Origin of the sequence: Streptomyces sp. NBC_00028, assembly GCF_045041065.1 — a bacterium.
Taxonomy (GTDB): Bacteria; Actinomycetota; Actinomycetes; order Streptomycetales; family Streptomycetaceae; genus Streptomyces.
This window is the reverse complement of sequence record NZ_CP108293.1, coordinates 1299680-1312849: the sequence shown is the minus strand read 5'-3', so window position 1 is coordinate 1312849 and position 13170 is coordinate 1299680. Positions and strand designations below refer to the sequence as shown.

Sequence of the window (13170 nt, the reverse complement as noted above, 5' to 3'; positions counted from 1 at the left end):
AGGGACGTGAGGAAGGACGACTCCACCATGCGCACCACGCTCGGCCGAACCCCCTACTACGTCGTCGCCGGGGGCCTGGCCGTCATCTTCCTGTTCCCCCTGCTGTGGAACACCTGGGCCTCGGTCAGCGAACAGCCCGGCACCGCACAGGACTCCGGCTACGGCCTCGGCAACTACCGCACCCTGCTGGACTACGACGCCGGCCTCGGGCAGTACCTCCTCAACAGCACCGTGGTCTCGGGCCTCACCGTCACCCTGACCCTCGGCGTCTCCCTGCTCGGCGGGTACGCCTTCGCCCGCTTCCGGTTCCCGGGCAAGAACGCCCTGTTCCTGCTGACACTGGCCATCCTCATGGTCCCCTACGCCACCCTTCTCATCCCGCTCTACGTACTCCTCGGCCGGCTCCACCTCCAGAACTCACTGATCGGGCTGAGCCTGGTCCTCGCCATGTTCCAACTCCCCTTCGCCACCTTCATGATGCGGATCTCCTTCGAGGCGGTCCCCCGCGAACTGGAGGAGTCGGCGCTCGTCGACGGCTGTGGCACGGCGGGCGCGCTGCGCCGGGTGCTGCTCCCGGCGGTACGGCCCGGGCTGATCACCGTCGGCCTGTTCGCGTTCCTCGCCGCGTGGAACGACTTCATCGCGCCCCTGATCCTCATCTCCGACAGCGAGAAGGCACCCCTGCCGCTCGCCGTCGCGAACCTGCGCCAGCAGAGCATGGGCGCGGTCGACTACGGGGCCACCGAGGCGGGCGTGGTGGTCCTCGCCGTGCCCTGCCTTCTCGTGTTCCTGCTCCTGCAACGGCACTACGTACGAGGCTTCATGTCCGGTGCGCTGAAGGGATGATGGGGTGAAGGAGAACACCACGGGGTCATCGGTACTGCCGGTGGCACCGACCCGGGGACGGCTGCGGCCCCTCGGCCTCGACGAGGTCAGGATCACCGGCGGCTTCTGGGCCCGGCGCCGACACGTGAACGCCACCGCCACCCTCGACCACTGCCGTGACTGGGAGGAACGCGTCGGCTGGACAGGCAACTTCAAGGCCGCCGTCGAGGGCCGCATCCAACGTGACCGCCGGGGACGGGAGTTCGCCGACTCCGACGTCTACAAGCTCCTCGAAGCCATCGCCTGGGAACGGGCACACCCCGCCGACCCGGCCCTGGAGGACGCGATCGCCGCGGCCCAGGAACCCGACGGCTACCTCAACACCGCTTTCGGTCGCCCCGGCCAGCAGCCCCGCTACAGCGACCTCGAATGGGGTCACGAGCTGTACTGCTACGGCCATTTGATCCAGGCGGGCGTGGCCCAGGCACGGGCCCGCGGCGAGGCCGAACTCGCGAAGACCGCCCGCCGGGCCGCCGACCACGTCTGCGCGATGTTCGGCGAGGGCGGCATCGAGAGCGTCTGCGGCCACCCGGTGATCGAGACGGCCCTGGTCGAACTCGCCCGCCTCACGGGGGAGCAGCGCTACCTCGACCAGGCAGCCCTGTTCATCGCCCGCCGCGGCCAAGGCGCCCTGGCCGACAGCGAGTTCGGCCGCGCCTACTACCAGGACGACATCCCCGTACGGGACGCCACGGTCCTGCGCGGCCATGCCGTACGCGCCCTCTACCTCGCCTCCGGAGCCGTGGACGTGGCCGTGGAGACCGGCGACGAGGAGCTTCTCGCGGCGGTCGTACGCCAATGGGAGACCACCGTCGCCCGCCGCACCTACCTCACCGGCGGCATGGGCTCGCACCACCGGGACGAGTCCTTCGGCGACGACTTCGTCCTGCCACCCGACCGCGCCTACTCGGAGACCTGCGCCGGTGTGGCCTCCGTGATGCTCAGCTGGCGCCTGCTCCTCGCCACCGGCGAGCCCCGCTTCGCCGACCTCGCCGAACGCACCCTGTTCAACGTCATCGCCGCCTCCCCGGCCGAGGACGGCCGGTCCTTCTTCTACGCCAACACCCTCCACCGACGCCGCCGCGGCACCGTCCCCGCACCGGACGCGGACAGCCCGCGCGCCGAATCGAGCCTGCGCGCCCCCTGGTTCGCGGTGTCCTGCTGCCCGACCAACGTGGCCCGGACCCTGGCGGTGCTGCCCGCGTACCTGGCGACGACGGACGACTCGGGCATCCAACTGCACCAGTACGCCGACGCGGAGATCACCACGGGCGGCATCGCGCTGCGGATCGGCACCGACTACCCGTACGACGGCCGGGTGACGATCCGGATCGACCGCACCCCGGCCCACCCATGGACCCTGACCCTGCGCGTCCCCGCGTGGGCGGAGGGCACGCAGACCTGGCTGACCGCCCCGGACGCCACCCGCAGAACCGTAGGGCCGGGCACGGCGGAGATCACCCGTGCCTTCCGCCCCGGCGATGAGATCCTCCTCGAACTCCCGGTCCGGGCCCACTGGTTGGCGCCCGACCCACGCGTCGACGCGATCCGCGGCACGGCCGCCGTCCAGCGCGGACCGCTGGTGTACTGCGCCGAGTCCGTCGATCTGCCCGGCGACCATGAGGTCGACGCGATACGGGTGGACCCGTCCGCCGCCCCGGAGGAAGGCGAGGACGGGTCCGTGACGGTAGGGGGCGAGCTGACCACACCCCCCGACACACCCTGGCCGTACCGCCCGCAAGGCAGCACCCGGCCGGTCGGCGACCCCACCCGCATCGTGCTGGTCCCGTACCACTCCTGGGCGAACCGAGGCCCGTCCACCATGCGGGTGTGGCTGCCGACGCGCGACTAACGCCGGACGAGCTCGATCCGGTACGTCGTCGTACGCGACCCGTCCTCACTGGTCACGGTGGCCAGGGCGAGGTACCGGCGGTTCTCGCGACTCCGCTCGACCGTGACGTGCGCGTACGGATCGCGTGCCGTCACGGTCACCGTGGCCCGCGCGGGATCGTCCGTCACCACCCGGTAGCCGGTCGTGCCGGGATCGAAGGAGGCGACCGGCACCCCGCCGACCTCGATCGAGGAGGCGGCGGCGTCCGAGGAGACGCCCGGGGTCTCGGCGTACACCTCGACCTCGCTCATGGTGATGTAGCCGCCGGAGCGAGCGGTCATCACCAGCCGCACGCCGGAAGCCGGCCCGTCGGTCCGGAGCGGCACCTCGACCACCGGAGTGCCCTCGCTCCCCACGGGGATCTCGTCGCTCGCGTCGCTCCAGGTGCCGTCGACCGCGCTGCGGACCTGAGCCTTGAGGCTCGCAGGGAAGGAGAGGTTGCCACCGTCCTTGTAGAAGTGGGCCACGACCCGGTCGAGGTCGCGTGGGGCCGGCAGGGCGAAGGTGATCGTGTCGGACGGGTTCTTGGTGCCCGACCTCCAGTTGGACCAGGCCTTGTCGGTCGTGTCGCCGTCGCGAAGGCGCTCGGCGGAGTACCCGCTCTCGGTGTACGTGGCCGAGACGGTGACCCCGTCGTCCGCCGCAATGTCGGTGGCCACGGGCTCGGTCACCTGGACGCGGACGGTCGCCTCGGCGCTGCCGCCGCCGACGATCCGCGCGGTGCCGTGCAGGGTGACGACGCCGGTGGAGTCGTACGCCCCCTCGGGTGCCACCTCCCAGGAGACCGGGAGGTCGGTCCGGCCGCCGTGGGCGCCGACGCCGACGACGGTGTCCGGCAGCGACGGGCTGCCGGCGACGTAGGTCTTCGCCCGGCCGGGAAGGGTGGAGACGATGGTGTCGACGGTGACGACCGCCTTGGCCGGGATCTGCCGCCCGAGCGGATCGGTGGCGGTGCCGGTGACCCGCACGGTGCCCGGCGCGCGCCAGGCCCGCTCGGAGGGCATGTCCCACAGCACCGGGAGCGATCCCCGACTGCCGTCCCGATACACGGGTGTCACCGTCTCCGGCAGGGCCGGCGCCAGGCCGGGCACGGTGAACACCTTCGCCTTCTCGGTGCGCAGCACGGTCTCGTCGCTGACGGACCACCGCTGGTTCGCCGCCGAAGTGGGTGTGTACGTCGCGACCTTGGCACCGTCGGCCGTCGACTGCCCGGTGACGTCGAGGAGTCGGCCGGTGGCGGCGCTGACGAAGGTCCAAGTACCGTCGCCGGTGGTGGACATGATCCATTGCGCGGCGGTGTCGCTGTCGTCCTCGGAGGGCTCTTCGAGAACGGCCTGGTTGTCCCGCACGGCGAGTTGCCTGCCGGTGGTCGCGCTGGTGAGGGCGTAGCGGGTGCGGTTGCCGGCGCCGGGCGTCAGCTTCGCGGCCCGCCAGAGCTGTTGGTCGCTGCCCGCATCGGTAGTACGGAGTACGACGCTGCTCCCGTCGTCCGACCGGCTGAGCGACTTGCCGCTCTGGGTGCCCTGGAGCCGGTAGACGTGGTCGGGCTGGACGAGCGCGGCGTCCTCGGCGACACCGCTGACGCCGTCGACCAGGAAGGAGGTGACGGACTTGGCGGGGACGGTGAGGGTGGCGGAGCGGCCGGTGACGCGGACGGGGTCGCCTTGGACGAGGGCGCCGTCGGTGCTGGTGACGACGGGCGTGACGGTGGCTCCCGGCCTGACCTTGCCGAAGCGGGACAGATCGAGGGTCACGGTACGGGCGGTCGTACCGCTGTTGATGTGCACGACGGTGGCGGACCGTCCGGACTTGCCGACGGCGGCGACGCTGGAGGGGTCGTCGACCTTGACGAAGTGGTCGCCGGGCCGGATGTAGCGGGTGAAGTTGCGGATGGTGTGGAACTTGGAGTTGGCCTGGATCGGGCAGGTCTCCAGGGTGTCGTCGGCGGTGCAGTTGAACGGGACGTGGATGCTGCCCCAGTTCTTCCCGGCGGCGGCCTGCGGGATCGCGTCCTCGATCGGCTGCCAGAACACCCAGGCGGAGGGCTCCAGTTCACGCATGTCGTCCACCATGCGGGTGGCGATGCCGAGCCCGGGTTCCATGCTGGTGAAGTCGGTGCCGGTGCCCCAGGTGCCCTCGACCTCGCTCATCCAGAGCGGTTTGCCCGATCCCTTGGCGATGTCACGGGCACTGGTGCGCTGACCGGTCCCATAGGTGTGGACGTTGAGCTGATCGACGGCGGCGCGGGCGTCGGCGGTGTACGCGTTCCAGTTGGTGGTGAAGATGCCGGGGTTGGTCTCGTCCATGGCCGACACGCGGGCGTCGGTGTCTGCCCCTTCGAGAGCCTTGTCGAGGGCGAGGACGACCTTCTGCTGGAGGGCGGGCCCGGCGTGGGCGCCTTCCTGTCGGCCGCCGATGGGCTGACCGTCGGCGCCCAACTGGGTGCCCCAGTAGGAGGTGTTGGGTTCGTTGAGCGGGTCGATGGTGTCGAACGTGATGCCGTGTTCCCGCTCGATGTGATCGGCGACGCGGACAAGGTAGGTGGCGAAGTCGTCGAGGGTGTCGGTGCGGATCTGGTCGGTGCCGGCGTTGAACCCACCGGAGACGTATCCGCTCACCGTCTGGAACCAGGGCGGGGAGTTGCTGAAGGCCTCCCATGTGGTGACCTTGTCCTTGATCTGGTCGACCCACCAGCGCTGGTTGGCGTCGGCGTCCCAGTCCCACTGCTCGGGATCATCCGGGTTCCACCAGTCCATGTCCTTCTGCGTGGTGCCCTCGGGCGCCTTCCAGAAGCCTTCCATCGTGGCGCCGGTCTTCATGTAGTCCTTGCGGACGTCGGGGGCGTTGCCGCCGCCGATGTTGTAGCGCGCGATGTTGAGGTTCAGCCCGTCCTCGCCGAACAGCATGTCGACGAGCTGTCTTCGGATGGGCTCCGGGTAACCGCCGGTGGCGTTGGCGAACCAGACGAGGCTGGTGCCCCAGCCTTCGAAGGGCTGTTGTTGGTAGGAGGGGTCGATGTGGACGGTCACCGAGGGGAGGGACTGGGTCTCGGCCTCGGCTGAGGCGGGGGTGGGGGTGGTGAGGAGGGCTGTGGCGAGTGCGAGAGGGATTGCGGGGGCCAGCGCTCGGACGGTGCGGCGTCGACGAGGGGGCATGGAACTCCCTTCCGGGGCACGGGGCACGGGACATCGGGCACGGGGAGACACAGAATCGACCAGAAGCGATCAGTCTCCAAGCATGCTTCGCGACGGAAGTGAACACGTCAAGACAGCGGCCGGTCTTGGATCAACGGCGGCGTCTGCGGGAGGAGTTGGGTTTGCTCCCGGGGGCGAGGAGCCGCTGGGCTTCGACGTGTCTGCCCATCGCCTGGTACGTGGCGGCAAGGTCTTGGAGGATGCTTGCCGTGATCGGGTGGTCGGCGCCGAGTGTGCGGTGGCTGCGCTGGAGGGCCTCTTCCTGGAGTGCGGCGGCTTCGTGAAGACGGCCGCCGAGGCGGTTCAGGATGACTGCCAGGACGCGTGTAGCTTCGAGCGTCTCCGGGTGGTCCTCGCCCAGTACTCGGCGGAGTCTGTGCAGGCAGTCCTCGGCCAGCCCGCGTGCCTCTGCCTGTTCGCCCAGTTCGCTCACCGCAATGGCGAGAGCGGTGGCCCCGGCGAGGGTGCTGGGGTGGTCGTCGCCCAGGAGGCGACGACGACGCTCCAGTACGTCCTGGGCCAGCAGACGGGCCTGATGGGGTTCTCGTAACGCGCTGAAGGCGACGGCCAGGTTGTGTGCCGTGCTGAGGGTGTCGGGGTGGTTTTCGCCCAGGACACGGCGCTGCCGGGCGAGGACGTCTTCGAGGAGTCGGCGTGCGTCCTCGGGCTCGTTGAGAGCGACGAGGGTGATGGCCAGACTGTTCAAGGTCGTGAGGGTTACGGGGGCATCCTCGCCGAGAACCCGCCTGCTTCGCTGGAGAACGTCCTCGTACAGGCGGCGCGCCTCCTCGTACTCACCGAGGTAAACGCGGACTTCTGCCAGGCTGTTCATGCTGGCGAGGGTGTCGGGATGGTCATCGCCGAGGACGTGGCGCCGGCGTTCGAGGAGGTCCTGGACCAGCCGTCGCGCGTTGGTGTACTCGCCCATGGCCGCCTCGGCCTGGGCACGGGCCGCCTCCCATGCCCAGGTGTCGGGGTGGTCCGCCCCCAAGCGGTTGTCCCACAGCCTGTGGAACTCCCAGGTCACACGGCCGGCCTCTTGGAGCTGGCCGTTGCGCATCAGATAGCGGACCGAGTCGAGCAGCGTGGGGAGGAGGCGGAACTGGTCGGATTCGTCGGGACGCGGCCGTCCGAAGAGGTGCGGGGTCAGCTCTCCCCAGCGCGGCCAGAACTCGGGGAGGTCGGGGTCCCCGGGCCTGGCTGACTCCAGGACGAACGTGACGTCGCGGTGCAGTGCGGCCGCCTGTGCGGATTCCATACCGTCCCGCAGGACAGCCTGCGTAAGACGGTGGATCTGGAAGCTTTCCTGGTCGGCGCGGGCCAGACCGTAGCGCACGAGAGGCATCAGGGCGTTGCTCGGCCAGGTGACGTCGTCGGCATCGGCGTGGAACCGCCCGCGCGTGGATTCCAACCAGGCCAGCGGAATCGGATCGGGACCGAAGAAGGCACCGAGGTTGAGGAGTTGGACGGAGTCGGGGTGGTCGAGGGCGAGACGTTCGATGGCGATGTTCACCGAAGCCGCGAGGGATGCCGGATAGCCGTGAGTCTCACCGAGCCCCAGTAGTTCCGCCGAGTTGTGCAGGAGGCGGGCACGGTAGGTGTCGACGGTCATGCCGGCGGCCACCACCCCCACGGCCTGGGTGAGGGCCAGCGGCAGGTCACCGAGTTCCTCGGCCAGGGCGTTCGCCTCCGCGCTGCTGACACCGGGCAACTGACTCTTCAGATAGCGCAACGAGTCGGCGCGGGAGAAGGTGTCCAGAGCGACGCCGCGAGCAAAACGACGCCAGGAGGAGCTGCGGGACGTGATGAGGACGTGGCCGGGCCCTTCGGGCAGCCAGGTCGGCAAGGCCGAGGGGTCGTCGGCGTTGTCCAGCACGATGAGCCACCGGTCGTGCGTGCGCAGGTGATCCAATGCGCGTCTGGCGTTCGCCTCGGTCCCCGCGTACGGACGGGTGATGCCCAGGCGCTCGGCCAACTCCGCGTATCCCGCGGGCAGTCGATCGGCCTGCTCGGCGTCGATCCACCAGACGATGTCGTACTGGCCGGCGAAACGATGGGCGTACTCCACGGCGATCTGGGTCTTGCCCACCCCGCCCAAGCCGTGCAGAACCTGAATCGCGGCCCGGTGGTCGGCCAGCAGAGCCTCACGTACATGCCTGAGTACGTCGTCGCGGCCGACGAACTCGGGATTGCGTTGTCGCACGTTCCAGACCTGGGGCGCCTCTGTGTCGCTCGGGAGCCTGGGGGCCGTCGGGCGACCTAGCCCCGGTGCGCCGGGGAACCGAGGCGGGTCCGTCGGCCGCGGCGGGCCTGTGATGGCCTCCAACAGGACTTCGCGGGCCTCCGACTCCTCCAGACCATGGAGTTCTCGGCGCAGGCGGGTGGCCAGCGATGTCGGGATGTCGTCGGCCAGCAGCGGTTCGATCGCCAGCGGAACGAGGCGGTCGTGCCCGGCGAGCGCCATCTCTTTCTGCGTCCAGCGCCCCGGTTGGAAGTAGGCCCTTGAGAACAGCGCCACGACCTTGCTCGCACGCTCGAGCCCGTCCTGCATCCGGCGCAGGAAGTCGTCCCCGACCCGCCAGTTCCAGACGTCGAGTTCGACCGCGAACCCCGCCGCTTCCAGTTGCCACCCCACCCACTCCGCCCAGGGACGGTCGGGCCCGGCGTAGCTGATGTAGACGAGCTCCCGGGTGTCAGTCTCGGCGACCGGCTCTTCCTCCGTTTCCGGAGCAGCCGCGACCGTCGTGCCCATCCGCGCAAGGTCCCCCCGAGAGGCCCTGGCATACGCCTCCCCCTCCGCCACCACCGCCAGGCCCGGCCCCGCCGGACCGGCCACCGCACCCCGCACACTGCGCGGGCTCCCGAACCGAGGCCGCAGATAGGCGGTGACCTGGGCCCGCACCAGCTCCCGAACCGCCTCGACCTCATCCCGGTACTGCGCGCCGAGCAGCGCCTCCCGAACGCCCGCCTGGAACTCGAACCGCAGCTCCCCGAGCACGGAAGGCTCCGCCGTACGGCGCAGCAGACCCCCGAGGAACACCTCGGCCAGATCCCCACGCGACGCGTCCCCCAGCATCGCCCGCTGCACCAGCCGGGCCAACGGAACGGTCACCGGCGAGTGCGCGGACAGCAGTCCCGCGAGCTTCCAGGCTCGCGGAGACGCGGTGACGCGGAACCGCCGGATCGTCTCCGCCGCCCCCGCCGGTACCGCGGAACGCCGAGGCGCACCCCGGACCGCCCCCGGCACGAACAGCGTGGCCGACTTCGTCCATCGGCCACTGCCGGAAGTCATCTCCGCCCAGGCACGCAGGGACCGGGGTTCGAGATCGACCACCGGCACGGGGATGCCGGTCGAGCCGGGGTTGTTCGGCACCAGAAATTCTGTCCGCCAGCGGCTGTTGGGCAGCCCCGGCTGCGGAATGTGGAGGCGGGCGGGCGTGGGTGCCAACCCGACGCGGCTCCACAACTCCGCCGGGAGTAGATGAGCGAGGGCCACCTGGGAGTGCCGGGCCCAGTCGGCCAGCAACCGGTGCGCCGCGCCGGTGCGCCACATCGCTCCGGCCGTGTCGCTGAGTACGACGATCAACTGGGCGCCCGCCGGGTCGACGACCTCCCTCGGATGCCGGGCTGGACGGCTGGCGGCGGGATGCGGGCGCAGTTCGACCGTGGCGCCGTCGGCGGAGGGCAGCAGGTTCCAGCGCCGCAGGTTACGGAAGGCGCCCAGACGCGCCACCTCGTGCTGGAGCTCGTGGATCTCGTCCTGCCACAGGCTCATGGAGGGACCGGAGTCGACCACCAGGGCCAGGCTCAGCCACCGCGCCGGTTCGGGGCGCAGCACCGGCAGCAGGATGTCCTCGTCCACCAGCCGCGCCACGGTGGCCTCTTCGTCGAGCTCGAAGGCCGTCCGGGACGGGACCTTGCGGGCGAGCGGCTTCAACGCCCGGGTCAGCGCCAAGGTGTGGGGGAGTGAGCCCGCGGCCGGGACCTGCACCGGTGTGCCACCGGGCACGGCGGAGTCCTCGTCGTGGTCGCCGCCCGGGACGTGGATGTCCACGAAGTCCTCGTCCGCGGGCACCACTTCATAGTCCGGCCCGGACTCCGCATCCGTCGGCGTGTGCTCGGCGGCTCCGTCGGGCGCGGAGCCGGCCGCGGTCCCCCCGTCCGTCCCGTCGCCCGCGTCCCCGGGCGTCCGGCCCTGTGGCAGCACCCGCTGGGCAAGCCACAGGATGTCCGCCAGCTCCTCGGGCGTCGGGTCCTCCACCCCGCCCTGCGCCAGCAGCGACAACAGGTCGGAGATCACTGGGCGTCGGGTCCGCTCAGCCGGTGCATGGTCGCCTCGGCCAGCCGGTCGAGGTCCTCGGGCGCGGTCCAGGCCCCTGCGAGGCGGAGCTGGACGGCGTTGAGGAGCTGATCGGTGGCCAGTTCACCGGTGCTGCGTCGCTTGAGGAAGGTGTCGATGACACCGCCCTCGGCCCGCGCCGCGTCGGCGGCGTCGCGACCGATACGACGTACGAGGATGCGGTGGAGCTTGTCCTCGTTGGGCAATGGCAGGTTGAGCCGGATGCAGCGGCGCAGGAAGGCGGGCGGGAACTCACGCTCGCCGTTGCTGGTGAGGACCACGATCGGGAACGCGTGGCAGCGCACCCTGCCGTTCGTGACGCGGGCCAGGCCCGACTGGTCGTCGGTGCCGACGGACACCTGCGGCGAGGCATCCGACATGCGCACGAGCTCCGGGATGTCGAAGCTTCCCTCGTCCAGCACGGTCAGCAGGTCGCCCGGCAGATCGATGTCGCCCTTGTCGATCTCGTCGATGAGCAGGACACGCGGGCGCGCGGTGGGCACGAACGCGGTTCCCAGCGGCCCGAGTTGGAGATACCGGCCGATACCCGAGGCGCCCTCCTCACCCGGCTCCCGCTCGATTCTGCGCAGGCGCGCGCCCTCCAGCCGCCGTAGCCGTGAGCCGTCCAGCCGCCGACGTCCAGGGCCCTCCAACCGCCGAAGGTTCGCGTCCTCCAGGCGCCGCAGCGCGTCGTACCGGTACAGCCCGTCCCGCAGCGTCGTCCGGCTGGTGACGGTCCAGCGCAGCACCGGGCCGAGCCCCAGGTTCTCGGCGATGCTGTGCGCGAGCGTCGACTTGCCGACCCCGGGCACCCCGGTGACCAGCAGCGGGCGGCGCAGCAGGAGCGCGGTGTTGACGAGGTCGATCTCCGGGGCGTCGGCGATGTAACCGGCGCCCCGCTCCTCGTCGGCCCCGCTCAGGGCGGGAACCGCGTAGTCCTCGTCGATCTCGCCGTCGAACACGCGCCAGTCCGGCCGGTGTGCGGCGAGCCGGTCCAGCCGCTCCGCGGCCGGGCCCTCGCCCTTGTAGATCCACCAGTCGTTCACGGCACCTCCGGTCATGGGTGTTTCACGTGCGGGGCGGGCCATCAGACGAAGCTCGCGTCGGAGTAGGGCAGGTTCTTCAGGGGGTGGTTCGGATCGTCCCAGAGGAGGACGAGCCCGGGATCGTCGTCGCCTCGGCGCAAGGTCCGTACGGACTGGGGCAGTTGTCTGACATCCTCGGCGCTCTCGAGGGTCAACAGCTGCGACAGCCCTGGCCCCGAGGCGCGGGCCGCCCGCCGCCACACGAGGACGGGCATGCCCAGGTGGAGCGCCGCCCGCCAGGCCGGTTCGGCCTCGTCCGCCGCGATGGCGACGCAGGCGGGATGGTGCTCCCACTGCTCCCAGTTGTCGCGATGCGTGCTCAGCCGGCCGAGCTCCTCGGCGCCGAGCCAGAAGGCGGCCGGCTTGTCGTCCTGCGCGTCAGGGTCGTGGAGCCAGTCCCAACGGGCCCACCACAGATGGTCGAAGTCGGCGATGTTCCGGGCGTTCGGGCAGCTGACCACGACTTCGTACCGCGCCCCGAGCTTCCATGGCTCGTCCACGCCGAGCTTGCACAGCCACTGGTCGAAGTCGATCTCCAACAACGACTCGCTGACCGCGAATTCGATGCCCATGAGCTTTGGCGGCCGTCGCCGACCGGCTCCCTCGCCGCGCAGCGTCCGGGCGTGTGTCTGAAAGTCGCGCAGGCACTGCTGCATGAGTTCGCGCACCCCGTCCAGCGGGACTCTGAGACGGTCGCCGGCGTCCTCCCGGGGCTGCACCCGTTTCCAGTGCGAGGGGTCGGACGGCGAGTACAGCGAGATGTCGACGAACACCTGGGCCGGGTCCTGGAGGTCCTGATCGAGCCGCACGAACAGCGCGACCTCGAAGGAGGTCAGGTCGGGAACCCGCGGCAGTTCGGGGAGACCGAACCGCTGCCGGACCTCACGCACCCATGTGCGCAGCGCGCCCGCACGCCGTGTTCCCTCAAAGCCCTCACCGGTCCGGAATCCGGCCGCGAGGGCGTGCGCGAACGCCACGACCTTCGGCAGTCCGGCACCGACCTGTTCGCGCGCGTCCAGGTCCAGCGCCCAGTCGTAGAGGTCCCCGGCGGGCATCTGGAACGGCGCGGCCGCCTGTCCCGCGCCGCCCTGCGCGGAGAAGGACCACTGGTAAGCCTTCTCGACCCACGCCGCCGGCGCCGCACCCTGGAGCAGGTCGGCGAGCCCCTGCCAGGCCGGCGCGTCCAGCGACGTCGGTGTGCGCCGCGAGGCGGTTGCCGACGGGGCAGGGTCGTCGGATATCAGCAAGGCGTGGAGCAGCAGCTTTTCGAGTTCCTGAGGGCTGCGGACTTCCTGGACTGTGAGGTCGTTGTCGAGGATCTCCTGTCGGAACTCCGCCTGACGGCTGCCGTGTTCGCAGATCACCGCGGCGGGCGGCAGCCCCACGTCCTGATCCTTCGCCAGGAAGAACACATGGCGCGGCAGCCCGAGCCTGGTCGCCTCCCTGAACTCCAGCTGGGTGTAGGACAGTTCTTGCTCGTCACGAACAGGCGAGCCGTAACGGAACCCGATGATGCCGACGTAGACCTCGGACTCGCGGACCTTGCCGCGGCAGAGCTCGGCGGGAGTCTCCTCCACGGCGGTGAAGTACGCCATGTCGATCAGTGCGTCCCTCGCCCGGATGACGGCCTTCTCCGCCGCCTCGACATACGACAGTTCGGCCGGATGACGCCGCAACTCCGAGGTATGACTGAGAAACACCAGCCGCTTGGTCACGCACCCACCCCGTAGTCAACGCCCCGCCTGAACAGCCCCGTTCACCAGGTTAGTCACTGAC

6 protein-coding genes are annotated in these 13170 nt (G+C 70.5%); 2 read left to right on the top strand and 4 right to left on the bottom strand.

Annotation, left to right across the window (positions count from 1 at the left end):
- Positions 1-27 precede the first annotated feature (27 nt).
- Entirely contained in the window at positions 28-846 is an 819-nt protein-coding gene (locus tag OG885_RS05805) for a carbohydrate ABC transporter permease (protein WP_405742595.1), read from the top strand.
- Positions 847-850: 4 nt separating this feature from the next.
- The gene (locus OG885_RS05800; RefSeq protein ID WP_405727026.1) at positions 851-2737 is read left to right on the top strand and encodes a glycoside hydrolase family 127 protein; all 1887 of its coding nucleotides are present in this window, start codon (positions 851-853) and stop codon (positions 2735-2737) included.
- On the opposite strand, the gene OG885_RS05795 is transcribed toward OG885_RS05800, so the two are convergent.
- The 4 genes from OG885_RS05795 to OG885_RS05780 form a co-directional block, all read right to left on the bottom strand.
- A complete protein-coding gene (locus tag OG885_RS05795) occupies positions 2734-5931 on the bottom strand; it encodes a glycoside hydrolase (protein WP_405727023.1) in 3198 nt (1065 codons plus the stop codon). The two genes, OG885_RS05800 and OG885_RS05795, sit on opposite strands and share 4 nt — an antisense overlap.
- A 130-nt stretch (positions 5932-6061) precedes the next feature.
- Positions 6062-10270 carry an FxSxx-COOH system tetratricopeptide repeat protein gene (fxsT, locus tag OG885_RS05790; RefSeq protein WP_405727020.1) on the bottom strand — a complete coding sequence of 1403 codons (4209 nt, stop codon included), beginning with the start codon at positions 10268-10270 and terminating at the stop codon, positions 6062-6064.
- A complete protein-coding gene (locus OG885_RS05785; RefSeq protein ID WP_405727017.1) occupies positions 10267-11370 on the bottom strand; it encodes an AAA family ATPase in 1104 nt (367 codons plus the stop codon). Before OG885_RS05785 ends, fxsT begins: the two co-directional genes overlap by 4 nt.
- Positions 11371-11396: 26 nt before the next feature.
- Positions 11397-13109: a DUF4062 domain-containing protein gene (locus tag OG885_RS05780; RefSeq protein ID WP_405727014.1), complete on the bottom strand. Its 1713-nt coding sequence runs from the start codon at positions 13107-13109 to the stop codon at positions 11397-11399.
- Positions 13110-13170 lie beyond the last annotated feature (61 nt).